This is a genomic window from Bradyrhizobium sp. Crot121 (assembly GCF_059512385.1).
This window is the reverse complement of sequence record NZ_JCAMOR010000093.1, coordinates 1-25,955: the sequence shown is the minus strand read 5'-3', so window position 1 is coordinate 25,955 and position 25,955 is coordinate 1. Positions and strand designations below refer to the sequence as shown.

Below are 25,955 nucleotides of genomic sequence, written 5' to 3'. Positions count from 1 at the left end.
AACAAAACGGGACGGAAGCACCTGCAGCATCAAGAAAAATCAACAACTTAGAAGATGCTCACTGCGTTCGGGACGCAATGCGTGCTCAGGCTACCGCCTGAAAAAGCAATTTGAGATGGTTGCACGTCCCCGCAACCAACTGAAAGATCGGCGGTCAAATCAATCCAGCCCCGGGGGGCCAACCGTAGAATAAGCCCGGCTACGCCAGAAACGAACAGGCACAATCGTTTAGAACAGGATCAACAATCTAGGTCTTTCAACGTTAGACGTAGCAAGAACCGGGTTCGCTCGGCTGCTGATGGCTGCGCACTGCGCCGCCACCATTGCGGCGCGGTCATGTTCTCGACCCCGGTTGAAGTGATGCTCTCGAAACTGGAGACGATCATACCCCTGATACGACGCGGACAAGACCATCGTCGTCCATGTATCCCCGTCGATCGGTACGCAGCGGCCATTGATCATGGCGTGCGCAGTCTCTTCCGGCCGTTTTCCGTAGCTCTGAATGGAACACAGCCACCGGCCTGCGGCGGACAAGTTCAACCCTAGCTAGAGGCATTATAGATTATTGTCGTTGCGAACGAATTTCTGAGTTTCTAACTGTTTCGCGTGCAGTGGGCGCCCTGATCAATCAAGAGGTTAGCGGGCCGAAGGGGCCGCATGACCGGGTCAAGAGTCATACAACGCGTTGGCCGGCAGGGCCCGACCAGTGTCATGGCCCAAGGGCGAATGGAGGCAAGGCCGGGACCGGGACGCGGCAGGATTGTGCGTGATCGGGGGAGAAGGCTCTGATGAAGGAAGGGCTTGATCCACGCTTCGCTCTGTATCTGTCCTATCGCGCCGTTCTCATCGACTACGCCTCGTACCTGCTCGGCTCTCGCGAGGGCGCCGAGGACCTGGTCCAGGAAGCATTCATCAAATTCATCCCGACAGGTGACGGGAGAACGCCGAGCGCCCGTCCACGATCATATCTGTTCCGTATCGTGCACAATCTGGCCGTTGACGTGCTGCGGCGGAAGCGGCTGGAAAATCTGCGAAGCGCCCACAATGCGCCGGTCTGGGCCAGCTCACAGGCCGCACCCACGCCTGAGGAAACCGTTCTTTATTATGAGAACGAGCGCCGAGCCATGGACATCATCGCCGGGCTGCCGGAGAAACAGCGCATTGCGCTGGAAATGCACAGGTTCGGCGGACACTCGGTCGAAGAGGTGGCTGCCCACCTCGGAGTCTCTGTTCCGACGGTCTACCGTCTCATCCAAGCGGCCGTAGCAACGGTCACGATTCGGCTCGAACAGGACTCGGACGGCCGCGAATAGTCTTGTAAAGAAACATGTGAAGCCAGCGACTTCGTTCGGGTTGACGGCTTTGTCTTGTTCATTGGTAGACGGCGACACAGCACCGCGACAGGGAACATTGGAACGTTGGCTGCGAAACACGATACGGAGCATCAGCTGCTCGAGGAGGCGACAGGCTGGATTCTACGATTGGAAGACGCGTCCCAGGGCTCCGCAGTATTCGATGAATTCAAAGCCTGGCTTGCGGCTTGCGAGCAGAACCGGCGCGCGTGGGAGCGCGCCAACAAGACATGGACCGTGCTCGGCGCGGTCAAACCCGCCTACGATCAGAAGGTTTGGGAAGACGTCGATCCGCGCTTGAAATTGCACGTGGCGCACACCTCCGCACCCGGCTTTTCTCCACGCTCCGGGACGGTGCGCAGATCATATCGTCGACCAATCGAGATTGTTGTCGCCGCGGTTGTCGCGGCATGCGTGCTGTGGATTGCAGCTCCAGCAATCCTCATTGCCATCCACGCCGACTATCGTACCGCCGCCGGCCACACCGAACATATTCGGATGGCCGATGGCTCCGTCGTCGAGCTCGGCGGAGGCAGTGCGATCAAGGCCGATATCGGAACGACAGAGCGCCGCGTTACGCTGCTGGCAGGAGAGGTCTTCTTCGACGTCGCAACCGATACCAGGCGGCCGTTCCTCGTCGATGCGCAGGGCGTCGAAATCAAGGTGCATGGCACCGCCTTCAATATCCAGGCCTCATCGACAAGCACGAAAGTTGCGCTGCTGCGCGGCTCCATCGAAGCCACGCCCGCCGCGAAGGACGAACCATCTGCCGTTCTCAAGCCTGGCCAAATGTTCGTCGTCGATCACATGACAGGTAATGTAAGCATCGAGCCGGTATCCCTTGAGGAAATCGGATCCTGGCGTGAAGGAAAGGTCATTCTGTCCAACGTCACCGTGGAATCGGCCATCGAATTGATCCAGCGCTATTTCTCGGCCTCGATTTTGCTTCCCGACAGAAGCCTTGCGGGCCGCAAGGTGAGCGGGCTGTTCGATCTGCGCGATCCTGACCGCGCGCTCGCTGGGCTCGTCGAGCCCTTCGGCGGCAAAGTCCGTGCCCTGACCCCGTTCGTGCGGATCGTGTCGCGTCTGTAATTGGTTCGCTCGCAAATCTTATAATTCCTCCAAAACGAGCGCTACCGTGAGAATCTTGCGGCAGCTCTACGTCTTTGCGGTCGGAAGTGCATGCCTACGGAGTGGCTGCGCAATGACAAGTGAAGACGAGCGAGTTGATGCATACTGGGGGCGTAACAAATAGAATTGGATCGGTAACACAAAGTAGGTCGAAGCGCGCGACTATCCGATTGCTCCGGAGTGCTGGCGTCTGCGCGCTGTCTGCCGGGCCGGTATTATACGCGCACCTTGCTTTCGCTCAGATCGTGCAAACGCAAGATACGACCGCTCCGGCGCGTCAGTTCAACATTCCGGCTCAGCCGCTGACGAACGCGCTCAGCCAGTTCGGCCGCCAGTCCGGACTTCAGGTCGCATTTCCCTCCGAAGCGTCGCAGGGTGTGCGATCCAACTCCGTTGTCGGTAGCTTCACGCCGCAGCAGGCGCTCGAGCGGCTTCTGCGCGGAACCGGCGTGAGCTACCGCATCACCTCGCAAGGAACGGCCGTCGTTGGCGGGCGACCCTCAGCCGACGCATCAGACGCTGCCGGCCGGCCGGCGGCCGACGGTTCTCTTGTTCTCGATCCCATCAATGTGACCGCCAATCGTTCTACGACGAACGGAGATACGCCCTATGAGACCCCCGGATCGGTTTCGCACGTCTCGCGCGAGCAACTCGATCGCCTGCCGCCGGCGTCGGCCGGCGACGTGTTCATCGATACGCCCGGCGTAATCTCGGCGGGCAATCATGTCGGCACGTCGATCAATCCCAATATCCGGGGCCTGCAAGGCATGGGCCGCGTGGGCACGACGATTGACGGTGCGCGCCAGAACACGAGCTCCTATCGGGGCTATATCGGAAACCGCGACGAGACCTATGTCGATCCCGATCTGATCGGCGGTGTCGACATTTCCAAGGGACCGGGCAGCGGAGTGGGTGTTGGGAGCATCGGTGGCAACGTCAATTTCCGCACCCTCGAAGCAGGCGACATCGTCAAGGACGGCCAGACATTTGGTACGCGCGTCAAAGGCAGCCTCGTCACCAACGGGGTAGCGGAGCAGTCGCCAAGTTTCCTGTCGAACAATGCTGTCAACACGGCAGCCAATGGCCGGCCATCCTTTTTCAACGGCGACACATATTCGGGCAGTGCGGCCGTCGCCGCGATCAAGGAGAACTACGAATTCATTGTCGCCTATTCCAAGCACGTGCAAGGCAACTACTTCGCCGGAACAAAAGTCCCTGATGGAATCACATTCCGTCCTGCAAACGCGGTTACGACGACCGCAAATGCCAATTCGCTCGTAAAGCCTGGCCAGGAGGTCTTCAACACCTCCGAAAACACGGATTCGTTTCTTGCAAAAGGAAAGGTGAAGTGGGGCGACGGCCAGTCGCTTGAACTCGGCTATCTCTCCTACAACTCCCATTACGGTGAGATTGATGAGCTGAGCTATCAGGCTGCGATAGTGTCGGGAATTTTACCCTACGGACAATTCCCGCTGTCCGAGACCCGTGTCGATACTTACACGGCCAAATATAAGTATGAGCCGTCGGACAGTCCGTATGTGAAAATGCGGGCCAACCTCTGGCTGACCGATCTTGCGTCGCAACGCCATGGCGTGCTTCCTGGTCCCTACGGCGACACTACGCTCGGCGGAGATGTCGGCAACACCTCCGTGTTCACCACGCCGCTCGGTCAGCTCACCTGGGACAACGGCGTTGAATTCACGCGTGAGCGCGCTACGGCCGAGCAGTTTCCGAGTTCGGTGTCGGGGTCGGAGGGCTGGGAAACCTACGGCCCTTCGGGCGTGCGACTGATGACGGGGACATTCAGCAACGCAAGCCTCAGGCCGATCGACTGGCTGACGCTCTCCGCAGGGCTGCGCTATGACCATTACAATTCCAGCGGCGAAGGATACCTCACCAAGTTTCCTGATCGGTCAGGCGGGCGTGTTAGTCCCAATGCCGCTGTCGTTATATCGCCCATGGAGGGAATCCAGTTCTACGGCCAGTACAAGGAAGGCTACCGCCCTCCGAGCCTCCGTGAAACGCACTGGCATTATCAGGGACTGCTCTGGAATAATCCGGATTTGCAGCCCGAGATCGCCAAGGATTACGAAGCCGGCCTGAATATCCTGCGTAACAACGTTCTCCAATCCGGCGACAAGCTTCGCGTCAAGCTCGCCTATTTCGACAATCACTATGATGACTATATCGTCCGCTACCAGACCGGCAGTGGATCAACCGGGTCGGCTGCGGACCATAAATACGTATGGTACAATATCAACGGCGCCAACTTCCGCGGCTTCGAAATATCCGGAAACTATGACTCGGGCGCGTTTTTCCTCGAGGGCGCCTTCACCAAATACACCAAGATTGAATATTGCGAGACAGCAGGAAGCTGCGCGCCGCCGACGTCACAGTTTGATTTGGCGAGCCCGACGGGCGCACTGAAAAACGATTACGCTGCGAATTATGTCCCGCCGAATTATGCCGGCAGCGTGACGGCCGGCATCCGGTTGTTCGATCAGAAGCTGACGTTGGGCGGACGGGTCCAGTTCTCATCGGCACGCTCGGGCAGCGTCTGGCCGCCAACCAGCGGCGATACATTCACTTGGCCCTCATATCAGGTGTATGACCTGTTCGGCATCTACAAGATCGATGACGACTCGACGATCAATTTCAGCATCGAGAATCTAACGGACCAATATTACTTCGGCGCGCTCACCTCGATCGCCGTCCCGTCGCCCGGCCGAACCGCCCGGATCAGCTACACGACGACGCTGAACGAAACGACGCCTCTCGTTCGTCATCTTCCTAACGCGAGACTCGGAAATGCCTCGGACGGCGCTCCGGGGAGCGACTGGACCGGTCTTTATCTCGGCGGCCACCTCGGTTACGGCCTGGCCCGCACCAAGGGAGTCACGACGGCCGGCGATGGAACGCCCGGAGCTATCCCGGCGACGGAGTCGGCTGACCTGAGCTTCCGCGATCTGACGAGAGGCTTGCAGGGCGGGTTCAATTATCAGTTCTCGAACCGCGTGGTGATCGGTATCGAGGGAGATTATTCCTGGACCAAGTTCCGGAAGACGCAGGACGCCATTGCAACGGAAGCCCCCAAGCTCACGACAGGCAGCTTCCTGCAGGCCAAGACCGACTACCAGTTCGACTGGACGGCGTCGCTGCGCGCCCGCGTCGGCTACGCTTTCGATCGCGTGCTTGTTTATGCGATGGGCGGTCTGACGTTCCTGAACGAAAGCGAAGTTCGCAGTCAATATCGGGCCGTCAGTGGAAGCGTGCCTAGCACTCAACTCAACTTTCGCGAAGAGGCCTCAGGGACACGTAGCGGATGGACGTTCGGCGGGGGATTCGAATATGCGCTGACCAATAACTGGTCTCTTAGAGGAGAGTATTCTTACGATCATTTCGGAGATAGGGAGTTTCTCTTCCCGAATGCGACCGCCGGCGTGACGCTGCCGTACGCGGTACAGACCCAAATCTGCGCTATTTACTTTCCTCCGTCCCGCGGCGGCGGATGTCGCCTCTATCGCACCCAGACAGTCACAGTTCCTGGCTCGTCCCAGACGACGAACGGTCGCAGGGCGGAAAACGATCTTGATTTTCATGCGATCAAGATCGGCGTGAACTATCGCTTCTAATTCAAGGGGGGCGGCACTTTCACCGCGAGATCGACGCGCGTTACGATAAGTCCGAGGCGGATGCCTATTCCGCGCCGGCCCGGACGGCGACTGCATCGCTAGAGTCCAAGTTTCCCCACCTCTCGACGTGGGGTCCGAGGTTCGTCAGCAAGACGAACGTTTGAGCAAGAGAAGAGGTAAAGATGACTTCCACCATCAACCTTACATCGGCCAGCAGCGATCTTTTGGGATATCTTACCGGTGCCTGGGAAAACGACTTCAACTACAATGACAACGGTGCTTTCTATCCGACCTCCTCACCCTACTCGGAATGGGCGGCGGGCAATAGCGGGGTTTCGGGCGACTCCGGAGTGATCCTGCATGGCTCGGGATTCACCTACTCGCCTCCCGGCGGATTCAGCGGCACCATCACCGAACTCGACTTTGGCCACGGTCTTACTGGCAGCAGCAGTTCTGGTTTCGGATTGACCACGCCCGAACTTTCGATCGAACTCGGCGGCTCCGGCGGCACGAGCCCGGATACGACGTTCAATCAGGCAATCTACGTGCTCTCCCATGGCGGCAGTGTTTATGGCCAAACCGAGTTCGGTCAGCCCTTTGCCGGGCTAGTCGATTATCTCGGCGAGACGGGCACCACCCAGAACGGCACCTCCGGCGACGACTACCTGTACAGCTTCTATGGAAACGACGCGCTCTCCGGAAACGGCGGAAGCTCGGACTTCGACACGTTCAAGTGGGATCATAGCCTCTACGATTCCAGCCACGGTTTCGGAAACGACACGATCACTGACTTCGTTCAGGGCAACGATCTCATCGATTTCAAGAACTATGGCTGGTCCGACTACAGCCAGTTCATCAGCGACAGCCATGTGAACGTCGCAGGTAACACCATCACCTACACCGATCCGACCAACGCGAGCCTGCACAGCACGGTCACGGTCGACGGCGTCTCGAGCCTGTCCGCGTCCGACTTCGCCTTCGTCTGATGGCACCACGAGCGCCACGAACAATGAAGCGGACACCGCCGCAGCCGTTGGCTGCGGCGGCTGTTTCCCGTTTCAAACAAGGCGCCGTCGCGCTGGCGCTGGTCAGCGGGGTCATCAACATCCTCGGCCTGACCGCACCGCTTTTCATGCTCCAGGTTTACGACCGCGTGCTGGCAAGCCGCAGCATTCCGACCCTGCTGGGGTTCTCCGTGCTGGCGATGATCGCCTATGGTTTTCAATTGCTTCTCGAAATCATTCGGTCGCGCGTGCTGCTGCGCGCCGGTGAATTTTTCGATCATGAGCTTTCCCGCCGTGTCCATGAGGCAGTTGTGCGGCTTGCTTTGCAGACACGCGCACCGGGTGATGGTCTCCAGGCCCTGCGCGACCTCGACAACATTCGCAGCTTTCTGTCCGGCCAGGGGCCGGCCGCCTTTTTCGATCTGCCATGGGCGCCGCTCTATCTAGCCATCTGCTTCGGCCTCCACGTATGGATCGGCCTCACCGCGCTGGCGGGGGCCGCCATTCTGACGGCCCTGACCATCCTCACCCACAAGTTGTCGTCGGCTCCGGTCCGGGAGACGATCAAATACGGCATGGAACGCAACGCGATCCTGGACGGGTCGCGCCGCAATGCGGAGGTAATCCGTGCATTAGGGCTCGGTGAACGAAGTGCAGACCGATGGATCGCGGTCAACAGGAAGTATCTGGCCGCGAACAGAAGGGCGGGAGACGTTGGCAACGCGCTCGGCGGCACCGCGCGCGTGTTTCGGATCATGTTGCAATCGGCGGTCCTTGGCGTCGGTGGGTATCTCGTCACTCAACAAAGTGCCACGGGCGGCGTCATGGTCGCCAGTTCCGTCATCTTGGGGCGCGCCCTCGCGCCTGTCGATCTCGCGGTCGCCACGTGGCGGTCCCTTTTGATCGCTCGGCAAAGTTGGGCGCGCCTGCGGGATCTCTTGTCGTTCGTCGCACCTCAAGCAAACATGACCCCGCTGCCGAAGCCGAAGGCGAATCTCACCGCTGAGAGGGTCGGCATCGTGGCGCCGGGCCATAGAAAACCAACGGTCGTCGAGGTCAATTTCGGTATTCACGCCGGCAGCGCGCTCGGTATCATCGGTCCCAGCGGCAGTGGCAAATCGACCCTGACCCGCGTTCTCGTCGGGGTCTGGCATCCCGCCCATGGCACGGTGCGCCTTGACGGCGCCTCGCTCGAGCAATGGGACAACGAAAGTCTTGGCCGCCACATCGGCTACCTGCCGCAGGATGTCGAGCTGTTCGACGGGACAATCGCCGAGAACATCGCGCGTCTCGATCCCTCTGCGGATCCCGACCATGTCGTGAAGGCGGCGAAGGCGGCTGGCGTCCATGACCTCATTCTTCGTTTCGACAACGGATATGACACGCCAATCGGCGAGGGGGGATCGGCCCTTTCTGCGGGACAGCGTCAACGCATTGGTCTCGCACGGGCGCTTTATGGCGATCCGTTCCTCGTCGTTCTCGATGAGCCAAATTCCAATCTCGACACCGAAGGAGAGGGCACTGTCATTCAGGCGATCGCCGCCGTGCGTGCGCGCAAAGGAATAGCAATCGTCGTCGCACACCGGCCGAGTGTGCTCGGCATTGTCGATCTTGTTCTGATGATGGAAAACGGTCGCGCAAGAGCTTTCGGCCCGCGCGATGAGATCCTGCCGCGGATGATGAGGCCGACTTCTGTCCAGCCTGGGTTGAAAAGCTCACCCGCTGATCAGAGGGGGACACATTCGCTCGGACCGCTTCGAGTCGTAGCGGCGCCCGACGACACGTCTCCGGTCCCAACAGAGGAAGGCGATGTCTAACGCTGATGCTGTCGCCGTGGTCCGCTCCATCCGGCACCACCTCATTTTCGGCGTTTTCGCTGTGCTTGCATTCACCGCGTGCATCGGCGGATGGTCGGCGGCTACAGAATTGGCTGGCGCCGTAGTCGCCGACGGCACCTTCGTCGTCGAGTCCTATGTGAAAATGGTCCAACATCCGACCGGTGGTGTGGTCGGCGAATTGTTGGTTCGCGAGAGTCAGCTGGTCAAAGCAGGCGATGTGCTGATCCGCCTCGACGCCACCCAGGTTCGTGCAAACCTGGCCATCGTCAGCAAGCGCCTCAACGAACTGGCCGCCCGCGAGGCTCGGCTTGAGGCCGAGCGCGACGACAAGGACACGATCACGTTTCCGCCCCTTCTCACGGAGCATGCGAACGACCGCGAAGTGGCGCGCGCGATGCAGAGCGAACAGAATCTGTTTCGGTCACGGCACGACACGCGGATTAGCAAGAAGGCCCAGCTTGGGGAGCGTATCAAGGAATACGAGCACCAAATTTCCGGTCTGAAAGACCAGCAGGAAGCATTTGAGCATGGAATACGAGTTCGCGAGCGGGAGTTGGTGGATCTGCGCGACCTGCTGGCAAAAGGCGTCACGTCCGTCCAGCGGCTTAATGAACTGGAACGTGACAAGGCGACACTCGACGCTTATCGCGGCCAGGTCGTCGCGGGGCAGGCGCAGGCGGCGGGCAGTATCGCCGAAGCAAGATTGCAGAGTTTGCAGGTCGATCAAGACTTGAAGACCGAGGTCACCGGCGACCTGCGCGATACGCAGGCGCAGATTGGTGAATTTTCCGAACGCAGGATTGCCGCTGAGGATCAGTTGCGGCGCATCGACATGATCTCGCCCCAGGATGGCTGGGTGCACAACCTGTCGGTTCACACTGTCGGCGGGGTCATCGCTCCACGTGAAACAGTGATGGAGATCGTTCCCGACGAAGACCGCCTGACGCTGGAGGCGCATATCTCGCCAAAGGACATCCACGACGTCCATCTCGGGCAGGATGCAATCCTGCGCCTGACCGCCTTCAACCTGCGCACGACGCCGGAGCTCGACGGGACAGTGAGCCGTGTCGCTGCGGACCTCACGCAGGACCAACGTACGGGCACATCCTTCTATGTCATCAGGATCGCCGTTCCGCCGGAACAGTTCGCTCGTATTGGCGAACGGAAGCTCGTTCCGGGAATGCCCGCCGAGGCCTTCATCCAGACCGGCGAACGCACCGCGCTTTCCTATCTTGTGAAACCGCTTTCGGATCAGATCAACCGTGCCTTCAGGGAAGAATAGCAAGGATGGCCACGATCGAAATCGAAAAGCCTCCTGCAACGCGCCGCGCCAAACGCCTAAAAGCCGCAACGAAGCGCTGGGGTGAGTCATGACGACAACACTTTCTGAACTGGTGTTCAGCGCCTTGTTCTTGATGTTCGTGAACACTTGCACGGTCTTCGCATTTCTATCCGAAGGACAATGTCGTCGGACCATGCGGGCCATCGTTGCGCTGTTCGACAGACGCATCCTCCGGAGCTTTCGTCCTGACGAGAATGGGCGGATTGCCAGCCAACGGGGACGGATCGTTTCAGTGCGGAGCCGACCGGTGGCGCGCATCGCCTCGTGAGCGGGTCGATGGCGCACAACCAAAGCGCGATCGCGGCGAGGATGCGAATGGGCCAACGACCCGCGTTACGGGCATCGATTGATGGACGATTGGAAGGACGTGGCATGATACTATTGCCGAGGCGAGAATGGACGATCACGCCGTTGCTGCTGCTCGTCGTGTTGACCATGGCAATGTCCTGCGGGATGGCCCAACAGCCGGCCGCGCCGCCCGACACCAGCATTGCTGCGCCGTCGGCAGAGTCGATGAAGACGGTCAAGCCGTCTCCCGCCGAGACCACGCCAAGCGACCGTTCCGTGGCATCACGTGGCCCGGATTCGGAGCGCCGGGCCGGCCTGCCGCATGATTTGTCGCCCTGGGGCATGTTCATGGCGGCCGACTGGGTGGTGAAGGCGGTGATGATCGGCCTTGCCTTCGCCTCGCTCGCGACCTGGACTGTGGCTCTCGCCAAGACTGTCGAGGTTGTCTGTGCCCGCGCTAGAGCGACGCGGACAACTCAGGTCATTGCGTCATCGGAGAGCCTTGCAGACGCTGATCGCGTTCTTGCAAACCGGGGTGGGCCCACCGTGTTCATGGTGCGGTCCGCCGGCGAGGAACTGCGTCGGTCGTCCCGGATCCTCCTTCACGCCGGGGACGCCGGCGTGAAGGAGCGCGTCGCGTCGCGTCTCGCCCGCATCGAGGCCCAGGCTGGCCGCCGGCTGACCCGCGGCACCGGGCTGGTCGCCACCATTGGTGCAACCGCGCCCTTCGTCGGCCTGTTCGGCACGGTATGGGGGATCATGAACGCCTTCATCGGCATCTCGCAGACGCAGACCACCAATCTCGCGGTGGTGGCGCCCGGCATCGCCGAGGCGCTGCTCACGACCGCCGTCGGTCTCGTCGCCGCTGTTCCGGCGGTGGTCATCTATAATGTGTTCGCGCGCGCGGTCACCGGCTATCGGCAGGGTCTCGCCGATGCGGCCGCCGAGGTCGAACGGCTCGTCAGCCTCGATCTGGACTTGCGCAAGATGCCCGGCCCCCGCCAGCCTTCGACCTCCGCCGTGGCCGCGGAGTAGGCGTTATGGCCGGCGGCATCCGCGATCGCTTCAAGGACGATCTCGAGGACAACCATGAGATCAACGTCACGCCGTTCATCGACGTGATGCTGGTGCTCTTGATCATCTTCATGGTCGCGGCGCCGCTCGCGACCGTCGATGTTCATGTCGATCTGCCGGCCTCGACCGCGCCGCCGGCGCCGCCTCCCGACAAGCCGGTTTACCTGACGTTGAAGCAGGACCTCACGCTCAATCTCGGCAACGACCCGGTGCCACGGGAGAGACTGCAAGCGGCGATCGAATCGTTCACTGGAGGCAACAAGGATGCGCGCGTCTTCCTGCGCGCTGGCAGGACCGTCGACTATCAACATCTCATGGAGGTGATGAACCTGCTGCGCGAGGCGAGCTATCTGAAGGTCGCGCTGGTCGGCCTCGAAGCGGCGTCAGCAAGCAAGAGCGAACCCGATGAGGCCCGCCCATCACCTGCGGTGGCTGCGCCATGAACGACTTCAATGGCTCGATCACGCGCCGGGCCAAGGTGAGCGAAGCCCTGCTGTGGCTGGCTGCGGGCCTCGTTACGGTCGGCGTCCATGCCGGAGCCGTGGCCTGGCTGCTGCGCGGGAAGGTGGTCGTGGCTGCAGACAATTCACCGCCGGCCGCGATCATGATCGAGCTCGCGGCCGCGCCGGAAGCAATCCAGGCTGCGCGGAACGAGATCACGCCGGACCAGAAATTGGCAGAAGAAAGCGTGCGGCGGAAGGAGCAGAGAGGCGAAGAACGGCCGCCTGAGCAGACGGCCGAACCGGCCACCAGGCCGGTCCAGCCGGCCGAACACCAGGAGATCAAGGAGAAGACCGTCGTGCTGGATAAAGCGGAGGTCCAGCTTCCGACGGAGCAGCCGAAGCCGAAGCCGAAGCAGGAAACCAAGAAGCAAAAACCGAAGGAGAACAAGCCGCCTCTTCGCAAGCAGCAAGCCGCTGCCGAATCGAAGGTCGCCTGGCAGGCGCACGTGGAGGCTCGGCAATCGGACCGCATTGCCGCCGCGCAGACCGCCTCGGGACTGTCGTCAATGTCGCCCGCCAATTGGCAGTCGCTGCTGATGGCTCATCTTGAGCGCCGCAAGCGCTATCCGTCGGACGCAAGAGAGCGCGGCGCGCGCGGGATCGCCTATGTGCGCTTCACGATCGACGGCGCCGGCAAGGTGCTGTCGGCAAGCCTGGTGCGATCGTCCGGATTCGCAGAACTCGATCAGGAGGTGGTGGCGCTGGTGCACCGGGCCTCGCCCGTTCCGGCGCCACCGCCGGGCGTCAGCCGGACGATCACCGTGCCGGTGAACTTCAACGTCAATTAGCGCGCTTCAAGGCGCCAGAGGATCGACAAAGCTACTGTCCTGATTTTCGCTCGAACCCCGCCCTGGCGAAAGGAGGGCGTGAAAGCAAGGAACACCGTTCTGGACGGTGGATTCAAACATGAGCCGGCCCGAACACCTGTTTCAAGAGTTTATCGACGCCCTGCAAACGGCGAGGCATGATCGCGAATTCGAACGGTTGGCAGCACGGTCGGCGCACGGCCTCGGCTTTCGATGGTTTGCGTATTTGAGCATGACCGAGAACGCGCCGAAGTTGATCTCCTCTTATCCGAGATCCTGGACCGACCGTTACTTCCGTCTGAACTATCAGCGCCTTGATCCGGTCATTCACCGCGCCCGCCATGAACACAGCCTGTTCGGCTGGACCACGCAGGGACCAATCCGCCTGCGCAGCAACGAGCAGCGACGGTTCTTCGTCGAGGCCGCGACCTTCGGCATCAAGTCCGGCATCACCATCCCGATCAGAAGCGGTTTCGGGCGAACCGCCGCATTCACCTTGGCAACCGACGATCCTAACTTGCAGCTCGACCGGTTGCTCGCTAGCTCAGGCGACATCCTGCAACTGATCGGCCTCTACTTCCACACCCATGTTTCCAAGCCGCCAGTCGCAACAGACGACGCCGGCAGCGGTGAGGCCATTCTCAGCCAGCGGGAGCGGCAGTGTCTGTCATGGGCCGCGCGCGGCAAGACGTTGGCCGAGACCGCAGTCCTGGTTGGCGTTACGCCTCGCACCATCGCGTTTCACGTGGAGAACGCCCGGCGCAAGCTCGGCGCGGTATCGATTGCGCATTGTGTCGCACTGGCGCTCCGTCGCGGCCTTCTGTCCTAGCGCCGCGGGCGCCGACCTTTCCGGATACGGCTCAGCTCAAAAAAAGCGTATTCACTTCGTCTGGAAACGCTTCTGCTTGCTTGCTAACGGTTGCTCAAGCTTCCTGACCTTGGCAGCTGACCTGTCAAATAGCACAGGCGCTCGACGGCGCGCGTTCTGCTCTGCTGCGCTCTCGCTTAAAGGGAGCTCGCCATGCGCGTCATTGTTCTCGATCATCGTCAGGCCGGACAGCATCTCCATTTGCTTGCCGAGATGTTTCGGCTGCGCCGCCGCGTCTTCAAGGATCGTCTTGGCTGGACCGTCTCCGTGTCGGGAGATTTTGAAATCGACATATATGACACCCTGGATCCGACGTATCTTCTGGCTATCTCGGAGCAGGGGACGGTCTTGGGCTGTGTGCGGCTTCTGCCCACCACCGGTCCGAACATGCTGTCGGATACCTTTGCGGTCTTGCTCGGTTGCAAGGACGCACCACGAAGCGAGCACGTCCTGGAGAGCTCGAGATTCTGCGTCGACACCGAGCGTGCGCCTCAGATCGGCCATGCGGGTGTCAATCGAGCGACCTTCGCCCTGTTCGCTGCGATGTTGGAGACCATGCGAGCAAGGGGCGCTCGGTCAATCGTAACCGTCACTGACACCAGGATGGAGCGCATCCTCAGGCGCGCCGGGTGGCCGCTTGAAAGATTGGCTCCGCCGCAGGTACTTGGTCAAACCACCGCGCTGGCCGGACTGCTGCACGATTCCGATCGGGTGCTTGAGGCGATGTACCATCACGCCGGTCTTGACGGTGCCGTTGTTGTGCTTCCCGGTGCAGGGGCGACGGCCGGCCTGGTCAGTCTCGAGTTCACGGCTCAAACAGGATGAACCGATGTTGGCCGATCCTCACCATAGCTGCATTGTTCTGTTGAACCCGACGCGTGGCAGAACGGATGCGCTTGCCGCGCTGCGCAGCGGAAGTCTGTTCCTGCTTCCGGTCTGTCACGAGTTCTTTGCCGTGCCTCAGTTCGCGGTCGGCGCGTATGAACGGGACGCGCTTCCGGATCAGATCACCGCTTCACTTGAGCATGTTGATCTGGACGCTCTGACCTTGTGGCGAGATCATCGATTTGCAGAGCGTCTTGCCCGCGCCGATGTCAGTGTCATTTTCCTGGGCGGAGGATTTCTGGAGGAAGAGGTCCTCATTGCGGCGCTGGAGGGGGCACGACAGGGTTACGATATCCGGCTGCTCGCAGACCTGGCGGTGGCGCGCCTGGAAGCCGACCGTGCGCTGGTTCTCGATCGGCTCGCCCACCATGGAATCGTCGCGACCACAATCCGGCAGGCCTTGTTGGAATGGGCGGTGTCGCTGGACGATCCGGCCGTGAGCCGAAAAATTCAAGGCTTGCTTTCGTAGCAGGCGCCTCCCGCAAGCTCCCGCTTGCGGGCCGGGCTCTCGTGAACCGAGCCCGTCTTGCGGTCTCGGCCTTCGGCTTCAATCCCTGGCGCAGCCGCCGCACTGCGATCCTCATTGGCCGCACGCGCCTTTGTGAAAAAAGGGTGTCAAAAGCACAATCTTGAGAAGTGGAAACCGGTCGCGACAAACGCAAAGCGTTTGCATCGGAAGGTCACCTCAAACAAACAGATCGGATCGATCCGATTCCGTCCAATCGGATGGTCAAGCGCGTCGTGGATGCGCCGGCCACGGCGAACAAGCAGACCTGATGGAGCCGGCCGCCGGCGGCCGGCACATTTTGATCTGGCCCGCGGCGGCGGGGTGGGCGGCGCTCCCGTATAGCCCCGAACCGGCAGGCCGCAACCACGCCCCGCCAAAGCCGCTCATGACGATCATTTGCGTTGGCCGCGGTCCTCCGCATCCGCTCCGGCCGTTCCGGTGCTGCCTGCCTCTGCTGTTCGGGGCTGTCCGGTCGCTCTTCGCCGCCCACCCCGCCTTCCGGGGGCCGGGCGTGGAAGAGGAGCGAGCGGAGATCGTCATGTCCAAAACGTCAGCGCAACGCCGTGCCACAACGACGAAACAAAGCCTCTATCAAGAAATCACCTCTCGGATCATCGCCGAGCTTGAGGCGGGCGTCTTCCCATGGGCGCGGCCGTGGGGCACCGGTGGCGGCAGCCAGGCGTTCGCGCTGCCGCGAAACGCCGCGACAGGCACGAGGTACTCCGGCATCAATATCCTGATCTTGTGGGGCAGGCTGTTCGAGGCCGGCTTTACCTCGCAGCGCTGGCTCACCTTTCGCCAGGCAACAACGCTCGGCGGAAGCGTCCGCAAAGGCCAGCACGGCGTCACCGTTTGCAACGCCGACCGCTTTGTCCCGAAGCGGAACCGGCGAGCGGCCGAGCAGGCAAGATCCGAGAGCACGGAAGCGGACGAGGAACAGGCCGCCGTTCCGTTCCTGCGCCGCTATACGGTTTTCAACGTCGACCAATGCGACGGCCTGCCCGACCACTGCTTTGCGCACACACCCGCGCTGCCGGATCGCGAGATCGTGCCGCAGGCCGAGGCGCTGGCGGCGGCAACCCGCGCCACGATCCGCATCGGCGGCACCAAAGCCTTCTACGATCGCGCAAACGACAACGTCCAGATTCCACCGCAGCCCGCCTTCTTCGAGCAGATCAACTATTACCGGACGCTGTTTCATGAGCTCGGCCATTGGACCGGCCATGCCAGCCGCCTCAACCGTGATCTGTCCGGCGCGTTCGGGTCAAGGCTCTATGCCAATGAAGAGCTGGTCGCAGAACTGACGGCTGCCTTCGTCTGCGCTGCGCTGTCGATCAAGCCGACCGTGCGGCATGCCGACTATCTCGGCGCCTGGCTAAACGTCCTTCGCGAGGACAGCCGCGCCGTCTTCCGCGCCGCGAGCAAAGCCTCCAAAGCCGCCGACTTCCTGCTGGCGTTCGGCGCGGGCGGCTCCGCCGCGCAAGCAGCCCAAGGTGATGACGCGTCGTGATGGGTCTATCGGCGAGACCGGCGCAAGCCCAAAGGCAAATCACGCAAGCCGGCGAGCTGATGCCCGCCGGGAATTCCCCGCCTCTGGCTGCGGCTTGCGGCTGGCGCCGCCGGCGCGACCACAGGCCATCTCGCCGATCACAAAGCCTCTCGACCTCGGACCTCGTCGACACGGCCGCAGCAACCAACTGGGCCCACCCGCACCACAAAGGGAGAGCGAACCTCGACTGCGCAACATTGCCCTCAGCGAGCTCATCAGAGCGCCGGTCAATGTCCGAACCAGAGCACGGCGGCCACCAGGAAGATGCCCATGACGATCATCAGCACGTCGACCTCGTTCGGTGGCGTGATGAAAGAGGCAGATGATGCGGCGCCGCCCGATGCGGGTGCAAATCTATCGAGCCCGCCAACACGCTGAACACGATCATCCGCGATCATCTGCATGGCGAGGAACGCCCTTGTGCCGAAAGCTCCGCGCCGCGATGCATGCGTTTCCGATCAGCCATTTGATCCCGGACACGACACGGAAAAGTGCCGGCGCATGCAAAGCCATTAATGCTTTGTTTACTTGAGCTTGTGCTGCCCGATTCGGGCGCGGCGGCCTGATCCGGAGCCGAATTTTTCCGTTGCCGAGTCGCGGACGAGTCAACCTGGCAGGCTGCAAATTTAGTGGATCGCGATCGGCGCGACTCGCTCTATAGCTCGCAAAAAGCAAGCGCGTGCACTGCATCATGGAGCCTGAGATGGCGAGCCCGTTCAGGGGGTTTCCGGACCCGCAAGCAACAACGCTCAGGCGCATCTGCCTCGCTCAGGCCATCGTCGGCCTGTCGGCGCTGGCGTCGACCGCCGTGCTGCTGACGACGTCCATCATGCACGGGCTGCGCTAGAGCGTTTTCAAGCGAGGTGGACACCGGTTTGCATGGCAATCACGTTTACGCAGATTGCGTAGACTTATCTGCGCAGAAAACGCGTCAAAACAGGAATCGAGAGCTTCGGTTCTGATTCAATCAGAACCGAAAATGCTCCAGAGCTCACGGAAGCACCGTTTCCATCCGCGTCGGGCCTGGATCACCAACGCAGGCAAATTCAACAGCCGGAGCGCACGGCGCTCCACTGGCACAGGATGGCTAGAGGATGATCCGGAAAGTGGAAACCGGTTTTCCGAAAAGGTCATGCTCAAACAAGGAGATGAGATCATGATCCGCTTCCGTCCAATCGGATCATGATCTAGTCCAACCCGGTCTTGCCCTGCGCCCAATAGGCCTTGGTCTTCACCCGCGATGATGCGAGGCCGGCTGCTTTCAGGGCCCGGCTTACGCGCTGGATCGACGATGCCTTGCCGGTAAGAACGAAATGCGCGCCGCGTGCGGCAAGGCGCAACATCTCGGCTTCCGCCGCTGCGAGATGGGCGTCGTCGGCGAGGCGCTCGATCAACGTCGCTTGGCCGAGGCCGATCGCCTCCAGCACCGGCCGCGACTCCGCGACGTCCGAGACCTCGAGCACATGGATTGCACCGGCGGCCTGCGGGCACTCGCGGAGCGCCGCCGCCAGGCCGAACGAGGTTTCATCGCCGAACAGGACCACCGGCGATTCAAGGCCCGATAGATCGAGCGAGCGGCGCGGACCGAAGAACTGGCAGGTGTCGCCTGCGCTCAAGTCCCTTGCCCATCGGCTGCCGGGACCGTCGCCATGCGCGAAGGTGAGCATGCGTATCCTGCCGTTGCCGGCGTCCCACGACATCGGTGTGTAGGTCCGCGCGCTGAGGCCCGAGCCGATCGCCACCTGGACCTTTTGGCCAGCCGTCCAGGCGACGTTCCTGAGCGCTTCGCCTTCCAGCTCGGCCAGCCGAAACTGCGGCGAGAGCGTCTCGACTGCGGCAACGCGCGCAGGACGCATCAGCCATCGCAGCAGCGTCCGCGTGAGTCGGCCCGGGGGCGCGAGCGGCGGCGTAGAAATTTGCCTGCGAACGGGTTGCATCAAAAATTCGCTCCATTCACCGACATGTCGAGGTCGCAGCCCCGAGCGGATCACTTCGTCTTCACCGTGAATTCATTGCCGCGCCCGGGATCGACAGGCAGCGGCAGCGAGAGATAACCGTTCTGCGGATCGCGCACGTAGTCGATATAGCCTGAGGCTTCCGAGAACGCGTTCTCGCCGATGATGATCGCGCCGGGCTTCAGATGCGGCTCCAGCAGCTTGAGAATGGGAAGATAGAGGATGAAGGCGCCGTCGAGCATCACCATGTCGATGTCGCCGCCGACGCCGGGCTTGAGGGTTTCGCGCGCATCGCCGACCCGAAACTCGACCAGGTCGTCCAGCCCGGCGGCAGCGAGGTTCGCCCACGCGCGCTCCGCCTTGCTGGGTTCGAGATCGGTCCCGATCAGACGGCCGCCGCCCATGTCGCGCAGCGCTGCCGCCATGTAGATGGCGGAAACCCCCATCGACGAGCCGAACTCGACAATGCGCCTAGCCTTGCAGCTGCGGGCGCACATGTAGAGAAACCGCCCGAATTCCGGGGAGACGCTGAGGAAATTGCCGGCGAAACCGTGATACAGTCCCGCCAGATCCTTGGTCTCAGCCTCGATGACCTGGCTGATCACCTGCTCGGCATTGGTCATCTCGCTCGCGTAGGTTTGCATCAACGGTGCATCGGCCGCTTCCGCTTCCCCATGCAGGCGTTTAAGAACCTCCGCGACCGGGCCGCTGCTGAGTGAATCCATGTATCGGGCTCCTTCGGTCATGATCCGATTGGATGGAATCCGATCACGATCTCATCTCTTTGTTTTGCACACGATCTTCCCACGCAAACGCCTTGCTTTGGTCGCGAGGGACAACCGGTTTCCACGTTTCCGGATCATGCTCTAGAATGCGCCCCCCGGCGCGCCAGGGGTGTCAGTGCTCAGAGGCAGGATAGGAGATCGCCCGCCTGACCGCATTCCGCAAACGGGACAATATATTGCGATTTCCGGTCAGTGCGCGCGTGGGGCTTCGCGCGATACGACGGAGATCACGCGGCGATGCGGCGTTCCGACAGATATCGGGCGGGCGGCTTGCCCAGGGCCTTGCGGAACATGGTGACGAAGGCGCTCGCGCCCTCATAGCCGAGATCGAGCGCCACGGTCTGGACCGACGCCCCTTGGTCTAAACGCTGCAGGGCAATGAGGATATGGAGCTGCTGGCGCCAGCGGCCGAAGCTCATGCCGGTCTCGCGTTTCAGGGCGCGGGTCAGGGTCCGCGGGGCAACGGCCATGCGCCGGCCCCACTCGTCTAACGTTGCGCGGTCGGAGGGATCGGCCATCATCGCGGCGGCGATCTTGCGCAGCTTGGCGTCGACCGGCATCGGGAAGTTCAGCTTCTCGACGGGCGCTACAGACAGTTGGTCGAGCAGCACCGTGGCGATCCGGCCGTCGGCGCCGTCGACATCGTACAGGACCGGCATCTCGGTGACGTGCATCAGCAAACGCTCCAGCAATGGCGAGATCGACAGCGTGCAGCATTGCCTGGGCAGCGGCGAGGCCGCATCCGGTTCGACGAACAGAAGATATACCTCGACATTTCCGGCGAGGGTCACGCTGTGGGGAAGATTGCCGGGAATCCATACCGCACAGCGCGGCGGCACGATCCAGACGCTTTGGTCGGCTTCGCACCTGACGACGCCCCGCAAGGTCAGGACAAGCTGGGCCTTCCGATGCGCGTGAATGGCCATCTCCATGCCCTTGGTGACCATGTCGACGCCGACGGCGACGACGGCGCGTGGCACCTCCTCGGGAGAGAAACCGGCGGCATCGGCGGAGCCGAGATCGTTTGCCTCGGGACGATAGAACGGCATGGCAGTTGAAGATCGATCCGAATGCGACTGACCAGATCAGACAATATCAGTCCGCGATTGCGACTATCAACAGGGGAGGCTCGCTTTGGAGCATGATCCGGAAAAGTGGAAACCGGTTTTCCCTGCGAGAAACGCAAAGCGTTTGCGTGGGAAGATCATGCTTAAACAGAGAGATGAGATCATGGTCCGATTCCATCTCATCGGATCATGTCTAGCCGGCGGCTCTCCACCGCCGACACATTCACGGCAAATATTGAATGTCGGTCGGTCCCCGCCGTCGGCGCGACCCGTTTGACCAGGCGATCAAGATGGTGGTCACAGCGGATTCCACCGGACGCCGACGCGTAGCGCGAACAGGCCGTCGGGCCCGTCGGCGAACGAACTACTTCTTTTTCTTCTTGGCTTTTTTCGCGGTGGTCTTCTTCGCCTTTTTCGCTTTCTTGGCCATGGGGCCTTCCATCAATCGTTCAAAGAAAATCATCAAGGCGCGGGCCCCGTGAATCGGCCTGCATGAAGAAAGCATAGCATCGAATTTGCCGGCTTGATATCGGGAGGCCCTCATCGCGCCGCGTGAATGGCGTGGAGTCGTCCCGCATGAAAAGATCATGCGTCAGGGCGACAGAATGGCCCCGCCAAGCAGTCGTCACCGCGGTGATGGCGTCAGTCCGCGGGATTTTAGATCAGGACGAAACATTGTCGTCACCCGATGCAGCGCCCCACGAAATCGGCAGGGCGCGTGCGGAGGCCGACACGGGCGCTTTGGGCGACAGGCTCACATTGTCCCTGCCGCCGTTCTCACGGCTGCGAACAGGCCTTGCGCTGACGTCACGCAGCCTTCTCCGCAAAACCGGAAGGGCTTTTCGCTGTCGTCCGGTTCGGGATGAGGTCGATGTCGGCGCGGATGGAAACGGTCCTGTGCTGGTCTTGCTCGCCGCATGTCGCGCTGCGACGGCCCGATCGGGCAGGGCCTTGTCCTTATCCGTTGACTGCGGGTCCGATCTCCCTGCGCGTGGCAAACAGACCTATGGCAAGCGCCCCGCCTCTTCAAAACCCTCGCCGTCGGCTTTTTTCCCCGCCGGAACAGTTCCGGCTCCTCGCGGCCGCTTCGCTCTCAAAAAAGCTGCCGGCTCGGGTGCTCCGCATTCGCTCTGCCCCGCGTGGATGCGGGTTCGAAGGCGTTGCGCCCGCCATCACGGTCTCGCCATCGCGAGGGGATCGGCTCCTCGCGAACAACAGATGAGGACAAGACCATGACCGCCATCGGATACGTCACCAAGAACGACAACGGCAGCTACAAGGGCCAGCTCCGGACCGTCTCCATCCGCGCCGACATCGACATCATCCCGAACCGGGACAAGACCGCCGATACCCATCCCGACTTCCGCGTCGTGACCCAGGGCGTCGAGATCGGCGCGGGCTGGATCCGCCGGGGCGAGAACAGCGGCAGGGACTATGTGAGCCTGTCGCTCGCCGCGCCCGAGTTCGGTCCGCGCAAGCTCTACGCCAATCTCGGCCGCGCCGCCGGCCAGGATGACGACAGCGTGTTCGCCCTGATCTGGAACCCGGCGGACTGACGCCAAACGGCCCCCGCGACAACTGCTCGCGGGGGCCGTCCTCTCGCCCCATTTGATCGAAACGATCGGCTCGAGAAGACGTCAGCGTCCCGGGGGCGGTTCTGAACGACGCCAGCAATCAAGCGCGCCAAGGCGCCCGCGCCGCGTCTCTTGACGCGACAGGCTTCGACGCCAGCGACTGGGCCTGGGAGTTCTTGCGCCGCAATCCCGACTACATCGGCGAATGGCGCAGCGCCGTTCCGCGACATCTGCCCTGCATTACCTTGAAGGACGGCACGCAGGTCTTGCGGCTACCGCGACGCTTTCCCCGCGCCGAAAAATGGGGTCTCTCCGCCTTTGCCGACCCGGGGCTGGATGCACCCAAGGTGCCGGTGTTCTGGCACGCCCATGCGCTGAAACGGATCGTCCGCCTCGATGCACGGAAGCCGAGGTCAGATGCAGACGCCGCCCGGTTCTCACTGGCCGGCTTCAAGGTTGAACGCAGGGCCGTCATTAACGTGGACGGCATTCCACTCGTGCTGATCAAGGGAAACGGTGCCTATGTCGCCGTCGAAATCCACGGCCTCTCCGTCCTGACCGCCTCCTTTGCGCCGGTCTTCGAACTGCACGACCTTGCTGACCTTGCGGCGCAGACCGAGCTCTTGAAGCGATTGCAGCGCTTCACTGAAGCTGACGTGAGAACGGTTCCAAGGCAGGCGGGAAGCGGCGATGAACGCCTCCATCACGCGCTGATCGCGCTCGATGAAAGCCTCAACGGCAAGACCTACCGGCAGATCGCGATCACGATCTTCGGAGAGAAAAAAGTTGCCGAGGAATGGCTCGGTCCCAGTCAGTTTCTCAAGGATCGCACGCGCCGGCTTGTCGCCAAGGGAACCGAGATGATGAAGGGCGGCTATCGCGATCTGCTGTATTAGAACGTTTCAAGCGAAGTCGGTACCGGCTCGCGTGAAGAACACGCATCAAAACAGGAATCGAGGGCTTCGGTTCTGATTCAATCAGAACTGAAGCTACTTTAGAACTTGGCTGGCCGTTGTCGGATGCCGGTCTTGCGCACGCCGATCGTCGCCCGCTTGACGAGCTTGGCTCGCGCGGGATGGCGAAACGGGCGCCTCTCATCTTCACCACTCCCAAAACCGCTCACAATCAGACGACGCTTCCTCTCCTACCTCAACCCCAGGGAGGTATGGAATAGGGAGCGTCGAAATGACCAAGAATGAAGAAAAGGTGCCGGACAAGCCGTTCCTCAATACCGTCGAGGCCGCCGCCTGGCTGAGGCTCACCAAGAACACGCTGGAGAAGATGCGGGTGCAGGGGCGAGGGCCCGCCTACCGCAAGCACGGACGCTATGTCCGCTACCACATCGAAGATCTCGTTGAATGGTCGCAGGCCAACAAGCGGAGGTCGACCTCCAATGCCGATTGATCGCACCCAACTAGCGCGCCAGGTCGGCGTTCTCTCGACCATGTGCGCCGGCATCATTGCCATGCTGGTGTCGTCCGCACCCGCGGTACCGCTTCTGATCTACAACGCCTCGGGCAGCGCGCCCTTGGGCTTCTATTATCTGGAGCCACGATTGCCGAAGCGCGGTGAGCTCGCAGTATTCAAGCCGCCGCCGGCGATCGAATTGTTCATCATCGCGCACAAAATCTTGCCTGTGCCGGTGCCGCTGCTGAAACAGATCGCCGCTATCGGCGGTGACGAAGTCTGCCGCGCCAAGGACCCGATTGGCACCATTGCCATCAACGGAAAGGTCATCGCCGAGGTGCTCGACAAGGACCGCGACGGGCGGCCGCTGCCGGCCTGGGAGGGGTGCTTGAGGCTCGTCGAGGGCGAGTTCTTTCTGCTGCAGCCACACCCGCATTCGTTCGACTCGCGATATTTCGGGCCGGTGTTGAGGTGCGATATTGTCGGCGTGGCGCGGCCGATCTGGACCTGGAATCCACCAGGCTAAAGCCGGGTGACTTTTCTTCGCATCGTCATCCCTCTTTGTTTGAGCATGATCTTCCCACGCAAACGCTTTGCTTTTGTCGCGAGGGAAAACCGGTTTCCACGTTTTTGGATCATGCTCTAACAGTCACCGCGGAGCGCGGCATCATGTGCCGCAGGAGCCGGGTGCCCCGGGCGGGCAGCCGGCGGGATCTCGCGGGATCGGCCAAGTAAGCGGCCAAAATAGCCATCAGGTAGGATTTTCTTCAGTTGTTTAAATTACTTATATGAGCTATGGATCGGCCAAAATTGACTTCCAAGCTTCTCGCTAAAATCGGCCACAGGATCGGCCAAAGCGGCCGCCATCAAGAAGAAAATTATTCATTTTTAATGCCTTAGCATAACATAAAATCGGCCGACATGAACCTACGTCTCGAAACCGTCGAACGCATCGAGCCCGCTAGGCTGGAGGAGATTTCCGAAGCCATCTCGGACGTGGTGGCGGAGCTTTCGGCGGCAACCGCCAAGCTCGGTTACGCGCTCCATCCGCAGACCGCGGCCCATCTGGCGGATCTCGTGCGGATCATGAACACCTACTACAGCAACCTGATCGAAGGTCATAACACCCGGCCACGGGATATCGAACGCGCGATCGGCGGTCATTTCGACAACGACGAAGGGCGGCGCAATCTGCAGATCGAGGCGGCCGCCCACGTCCATGTGCAGTCCGAAATCGATTCCATGGCGCTCGACAATCGCCTGCCTGAACCGGCCTCGATCGATTTCATTCTCTGGCTCCATCGCGAATTCTATCGCGACGCTTCCCCCGAAATGCTTCGGATCTGCGGCAATGGCACCGAGTTCACGATGGAGCCCGGCACCTGGCGGTCGCGAAACGAGCACGACGTTGCGGTCGGCCGGCATCAGCCACCTTCCAGCGAGCGTGTCGCGGCCTTTATGGAATATTTCGCGGAGCGTTATCGCTTCGAACGCCTGGGCAAGGCGGCGCGGATCATCGCCATTCCAGCGGCGCATCATCGCTTCAACTACATTCATCCGTTCGCGGACGGCAATGGTCGTGTCAGCCGCCTGATGAGCCACGCCATGGCGCATCAGGCCGGCATCGGAGCCCGTGGGCTGTGGTCGGTCTCGCGCGGACTGGCACGTGGTCTTACCGGCCCAGGCGATTACAGGCGGATGATGGACCACGCCGACACGCCCCGGCAGGGCGATCTCGATGGCCGTGGCAACCTCTCGCAACGCGCTTTGAGCGAATTCATTCTCTGGTTCCTGCGCGTGTGCCTCGATCAGGTGACGTTCATGTCAGGCTTGTTCGAGATCGACACGTTGGCTCAGCGATTGCGGAGTTTCGTCGACCGCAGCGAGAAGCTCAAGCCTGAAGCCGCCCGTCTTCTGGAGGAAGCGCTCATACGCGGACAGTTCGAGCGCGGCGAAGTCCCGCGCATCACCAGCCTGCCCGAACGGACGGCACGGCGCGTCTTCAACGATGTCGTCGCGACCGGTCTTCTTGCGTCCGAAACGCCCAAGGGGCCGGTGTCGCTGCGCTTTCCGATTGCTGCGCTCGACGTGCTGTTTCCACGCCTGTTTCCGGAGATCTAGAGGACACGGACGGCTTCGCGAGGCCGACGCGGCGATTTCCGGGAACGGATTTTACGCTCAAGCTTGCACGCTCTCAACTTGGACGAAGGTGCCGTCGCCTGTTGCGGAACGCCGTATCGCCGCGCAGCGATGCTCTACAAATCGATCCGTTATCCAGCGTGAAGCAATCAGTGGGCAGCTAGGCAGCTAGTATGCGTCCACCTGCTGCAGGTTAGTCAGGTCTTGACATGATTGTTCGATCTCCAGGCCCAGGGCAGCAGTTCGTC

24 protein-coding genes and 1 pseudogene are annotated in these 25,955 nt (G+C 61.5%); 21 read left to right on the top strand and 4 right to left on the bottom strand.

Annotated elements, in window-relative coordinates; all coding sequences use genetic code 11:
* Positions 1 to 788: 788 nt before the first annotated feature.
* The 14 genes and pseudogenes from AC5ZGW_RS40195 (at position 789) to AC5ZGW_RS40130 (ending at position 16,741) form a co-directional block, all read left to right on the top strand.
* Positions 789 to 1,313 carry an RNA polymerase sigma factor gene (locus AC5ZGW_RS40195; protein ID WP_028168187.1) on the top strand — a complete coding sequence of 175 codons (525 nt, stop codon included), beginning with the start codon at positions 789 to 791 and terminating at the stop codon, positions 1,311 to 1,313.
* Positions 1,314 to 1,367: 54 nt separating this feature from the next.
* Positions 1,368 to 1,565: pseudogene (locus tag AC5ZGW_RS40190) on the top strand (FecR/PupR family sigma factor regulator); the annotation flags it as partial.
* Positions 1,566 to 1,589: 24 nt separating this feature from the next.
* Positions 1,590 to 2,444 carry a FecR family protein gene (locus AC5ZGW_RS40185; RefSeq protein ID WP_245287585.1) on the top strand — a complete coding sequence of 285 codons (855 nt, stop codon included), beginning with the start codon at positions 1,590 to 1,592 and terminating at the stop codon, positions 2,442 to 2,444.
* Positions 2,445 to 2,728: 284 nt separating this feature from the next.
* Complete coding sequence (locus AC5ZGW_RS40180; RefSeq protein ID WP_165435555.1) at positions 2,729 to 6,115, top strand: TonB-dependent receptor domain-containing protein; 3,387 nt, start codon at positions 2,729 to 2,731, stop codon at positions 6,113 to 6,115.
* A 182-nt stretch (positions 6,116 to 6,297) separates the two neighbouring features.
* Positions 6,298 to 7,101 (top strand): hypothetical protein, encoded by an 804-nt coding sequence (locus AC5ZGW_RS40175; protein WP_051397185.1) that lies wholly within the window; start codon positions 6,298 to 6,300, stop codon positions 7,099 to 7,101.
* Positions 7,102 to 7,124: 23 nt separating this feature from the next.
* Complete coding sequence (locus tag AC5ZGW_RS40170) at positions 7,125 to 8,936, top strand: type I secretion system permease/ATPase (protein ID WP_063623437.1); 1,812 nt, start codon at positions 7,125 to 7,127, stop codon at positions 8,934 to 8,936.
* Positions 8,929 to 10,239: an HlyD family type I secretion periplasmic adaptor subunit gene (locus AC5ZGW_RS40165; RefSeq protein ID WP_130229739.1), complete on the top strand. Its 1,311-nt coding sequence runs from the start codon at positions 8,929 to 8,931 to the stop codon at positions 10,237 to 10,239. The genes AC5ZGW_RS40170 and AC5ZGW_RS40165 overlap by 8 nt, the downstream gene beginning before the upstream one ends.
* A gap of 432 nt (positions 10,240 to 10,671) precedes the next feature.
* Complete coding sequence (gene exbB / locus AC5ZGW_RS40160; RefSeq protein ID WP_035692264.1) at positions 10,672 to 11,622, top strand: tonB-system energizer ExbB; 951 nt, start codon at positions 10,672 to 10,674, stop codon at positions 11,620 to 11,622.
* 5 nt (positions 11,623 to 11,627) lie between these two features.
* Positions 11,628 to 12,104: a TonB system transport protein ExbD gene (gene exbD / locus AC5ZGW_RS40155; RefSeq protein WP_028168183.1), complete on the top strand. Its 477-nt coding sequence runs from the start codon at positions 11,628 to 11,630 to the stop codon at positions 12,102 to 12,104.
* Complete coding sequence (locus AC5ZGW_RS40150; RefSeq protein ID WP_130229738.1) at positions 12,101 to 12,952, top strand: energy transducer TonB; 852 nt, start codon at positions 12,101 to 12,103, stop codon at positions 12,950 to 12,952. Before exbD ends, AC5ZGW_RS40150 begins: the two co-directional genes overlap by 4 nt.
* A 118-nt stretch (positions 12,953 to 13,070) precedes the next feature.
* Positions 13,071 to 13,799 (top strand): autoinducer binding domain-containing protein, encoded by a 729-nt coding sequence (locus tag AC5ZGW_RS40145; protein ID WP_130229737.1) that lies wholly within the window; start codon positions 13,071 to 13,073, stop codon positions 13,797 to 13,799.
* A gap of 192 nt (positions 13,800 to 13,991) precedes the next feature.
* Positions 13,992 to 14,663 carry an acyl-homoserine-lactone synthase gene (locus AC5ZGW_RS40140; RefSeq protein ID WP_196237407.1) on the top strand — a complete coding sequence of 224 codons (672 nt, stop codon included), beginning with the start codon at positions 13,992 to 13,994 and terminating at the stop codon, positions 14,661 to 14,663.
* 4 nt (positions 14,664 to 14,667) lie between these two features.
* Positions 14,668 to 15,192: a cysteine hydrolase family protein gene (locus AC5ZGW_RS40135; protein WP_130229736.1), complete on the top strand. Its 525-nt coding sequence runs from the start codon at positions 14,668 to 14,670 to the stop codon at positions 15,190 to 15,192.
* 577 nt (positions 15,193 to 15,769) lie between these two features.
* Positions 15,770 to 16,741, top strand: coding sequence for an ArdC family protein (locus tag AC5ZGW_RS40130; RefSeq protein ID WP_130230475.1), 972 nt, complete (start codon positions 15,770 to 15,772; stop codon positions 16,739 to 16,741).
* 266 nt (positions 16,742 to 17,007) lie between these two features.
* Here AC5ZGW_RS40130 and AC5ZGW_RS40125 read toward each other — a convergent pair whose 3' ends face one another.
* Positions 17,008 to 17,184 carry a hypothetical protein gene (locus AC5ZGW_RS40125; protein WP_165435595.1) on the bottom strand — a complete coding sequence of 59 codons (177 nt, stop codon included), beginning with the start codon at positions 17,182 to 17,184 and terminating at the stop codon, positions 17,008 to 17,010.
* Between the two features lie 299 nt (positions 17,185 to 17,483).
* Here AC5ZGW_RS40125 and AC5ZGW_RS40120 point away from each other — a divergent pair, with 299 nt between their 5' ends.
* Complete coding sequence (locus AC5ZGW_RS40120; RefSeq protein WP_165435596.1) at positions 17,484 to 17,627, top strand: hypothetical protein; 144 nt, start codon at positions 17,484 to 17,486, stop codon at positions 17,625 to 17,627.
* 340 nt (positions 17,628 to 17,967) lie between these two features.
* Here the strand turns inward: AC5ZGW_RS40120 and AC5ZGW_RS40115 are convergent, their stop codons facing one another.
* The 3 genes from AC5ZGW_RS40115 to AC5ZGW_RS40105 form a co-directional block, all read right to left on the bottom strand.
* Positions 17,968 to 18,636, bottom strand: coding sequence for a siderophore-interacting protein (locus AC5ZGW_RS40115; RefSeq protein ID WP_245475109.1), 669 nt, complete (start codon positions 18,634 to 18,636; stop codon positions 17,968 to 17,970).
* Positions 18,637 to 18,767: 131 nt separating this feature from the next.
* Positions 18,768 to 19,460: an O-methyltransferase gene (locus AC5ZGW_RS40110; protein ID WP_130230477.1), complete on the bottom strand. Its 693-nt coding sequence runs from the start codon at positions 19,458 to 19,460 to the stop codon at positions 18,768 to 18,770.
* Positions 19,461 to 19,747: 287 nt separating this feature from the next.
* Positions 19,748 to 20,569, bottom strand: a complete 822-nt coding sequence (locus AC5ZGW_RS40105; RefSeq protein WP_130230479.1) for an AraC family transcriptional regulator — start codon at positions 20,567 to 20,569, stop codon at positions 19,748 to 19,750.
* Positions 20,570 to 20,826: 257 nt separating this feature from the next.
* Between AC5ZGW_RS40105 and AC5ZGW_RS40100 the strand changes: the two genes are divergently transcribed.
* From AC5ZGW_RS40100 to AC5ZGW_RS40075, 6 genes are all read left to right on the top strand, one after another.
* Positions 20,827 to 21,069, top strand: coding sequence for a hypothetical protein (locus AC5ZGW_RS40100; protein ID WP_165421205.1), 243 nt, complete (start codon positions 20,827 to 20,829; stop codon positions 21,067 to 21,069).
* 750 nt (positions 21,070 to 21,819) lie between these two features.
* Positions 21,820 to 22,143, top strand: a complete 324-nt coding sequence (locus AC5ZGW_RS40095) for a DUF736 domain-containing protein (protein WP_028168174.1) — start codon at positions 21,820 to 21,822, stop codon at positions 22,141 to 22,143.
* A 101-nt stretch (positions 22,144 to 22,244) separates the two neighbouring features.
* On the top strand, positions 22,245 to 23,057 hold the full coding sequence (locus tag AC5ZGW_RS40090) for a DUF2285 domain-containing protein (protein WP_130230483.1): 813 nt from the start codon (positions 22,245 to 22,247) through the stop codon (positions 23,055 to 23,057).
* 289 nt (positions 23,058 to 23,346) lie between these two features.
* Entirely contained in the window at positions 23,347 to 23,565 is a 219-nt protein-coding gene (locus AC5ZGW_RS40085; protein ID WP_028168173.1) for a helix-turn-helix domain-containing protein, read from the top strand.
* Positions 23,555 to 24,094 carry a S26 family signal peptidase gene (locus tag AC5ZGW_RS40080; protein WP_165421520.1) on the top strand — a complete coding sequence of 180 codons (540 nt, stop codon included), beginning with the start codon at positions 23,555 to 23,557 and terminating at the stop codon, positions 24,092 to 24,094. Before AC5ZGW_RS40085 ends, AC5ZGW_RS40080 begins: the two co-directional genes overlap by 11 nt.
* Before the next feature lie 395 nt (positions 24,095 to 24,489).
* Positions 24,490 to 25,689, top strand: a complete 1,200-nt coding sequence (locus AC5ZGW_RS40075; RefSeq protein ID WP_130230487.1) for a Fic family protein — start codon at positions 24,490 to 24,492, stop codon at positions 25,687 to 25,689.
* Positions 25,690 to 25,955 lie beyond the last annotated feature (266 nt).

What these genes read in the sequence shown, in the direction of transcription:
- AC5ZGW_RS40195 (WP_028168187.1), top strand. Translation starts at nt 789, where the DNA reads ATGAAGGAAGGGCTTGATCCACGCTTCGCTCTGTATCTGTCCTATCGC.
- AC5ZGW_RS40175 (WP_051397185.1), top strand. Translation starts at nt 6,298, where the DNA reads ATGACTTCCACCATCAACCTTACATCGGCCAGCAGCGATCTTTTGGGA.
- AC5ZGW_RS40170 (WP_063623437.1), top strand. Translation starts at nt 7,125, where the DNA reads ATGAAGCGGACACCGCCGCAGCCGTTGGCTGCGGCGGCTGTTTCCCGT.
- AC5ZGW_RS40165 (WP_130229739.1), top strand. Translation starts at nt 8,929, where the DNA reads ATGTCTAACGCTGATGCTGTCGCCGTGGTCCGCTCCATCCGGCACCAC.
- exbB (WP_035692264.1), top strand. Translation starts at nt 10,672, where the DNA reads ATGATACTATTGCCGAGGCGAGAATGGACGATCACGCCGTTGCTGCTG.
- exbD (WP_028168183.1), top strand. Translation starts at nt 11,628, where the DNA reads ATGGCCGGCGGCATCCGCGATCGCTTCAAGGACGATCTCGAGGACAAC.
- AC5ZGW_RS40150 (WP_130229738.1), top strand. Translation starts at nt 12,101, where the DNA reads ATGAACGACTTCAATGGCTCGATCACGCGCCGGGCCAAGGTGAGCGAA.
- AC5ZGW_RS40145 (WP_130229737.1), top strand. Translation starts at nt 13,071, where the DNA reads ATGAGCCGGCCCGAACACCTGTTTCAAGAGTTTATCGACGCCCTGCAA.
- AC5ZGW_RS40140 (WP_196237407.1), top strand. Translation starts at nt 13,992, where the DNA reads ATGCGCGTCATTGTTCTCGATCATCGTCAGGCCGGACAGCATCTCCAT.
- AC5ZGW_RS40135 (WP_130229736.1), top strand. Translation starts at nt 14,668, where the DNA reads ATGTTGGCCGATCCTCACCATAGCTGCATTGTTCTGTTGAACCCGACG.
- AC5ZGW_RS40130 (WP_130230475.1), top strand. Translation starts at nt 15,770, where the DNA reads ATGTCCAAAACGTCAGCGCAACGCCGTGCCACAACGACGAAACAAAGC.
- AC5ZGW_RS40125 (WP_165435595.1), bottom strand. Translation starts at nt 17,184, where the DNA reads ATGCAGATGATCGCGGATGATCGTGTTCAGCGTGTTGGCGGGCTCGAT.
- AC5ZGW_RS40120 (WP_165435596.1), top strand. Translation starts at nt 17,484, where the DNA reads ATGGCGAGCCCGTTCAGGGGGTTTCCGGACCCGCAAGCAACAACGCTC.
- AC5ZGW_RS40115 (WP_245475109.1), bottom strand. Translation starts at nt 18,636, where the DNA reads ATGCGTCCTGCGCGCGTTGCCGCAGTCGAGACGCTCTCGCCGCAGTTT.
- AC5ZGW_RS40110 (WP_130230477.1), bottom strand. Translation starts at nt 19,460, where the DNA reads ATGGATTCACTCAGCAGCGGCCCGGTCGCGGAGGTTCTTAAACGCCTG.
- AC5ZGW_RS40105 (WP_130230479.1), bottom strand. Translation starts at nt 20,569, where the DNA reads ATGCCGTTCTATCGTCCCGAGGCAAACGATCTCGGCTCCGCCGATGCC.
- AC5ZGW_RS40100 (WP_165421205.1), top strand. Translation starts at nt 20,827, where the DNA reads ATGTCGGTCGGTCCCCGCCGTCGGCGCGACCCGTTTGACCAGGCGATC.
- AC5ZGW_RS40095 (WP_028168174.1), top strand. Translation starts at nt 21,820, where the DNA reads ATGACCGCCATCGGATACGTCACCAAGAACGACAACGGCAGCTACAAG.
- AC5ZGW_RS40085 (WP_028168173.1), top strand. Translation starts at nt 23,347, where the DNA reads ATGACCAAGAATGAAGAAAAGGTGCCGGACAAGCCGTTCCTCAATACC.
- AC5ZGW_RS40080 (WP_165421520.1), top strand. Translation starts at nt 23,555, where the DNA reads ATGCCGATTGATCGCACCCAACTAGCGCGCCAGGTCGGCGTTCTCTCG.
- AC5ZGW_RS40075 (WP_130230487.1), top strand. Translation starts at nt 24,490, where the DNA reads ATGAACCTACGTCTCGAAACCGTCGAACGCATCGAGCCCGCTAGGCTG.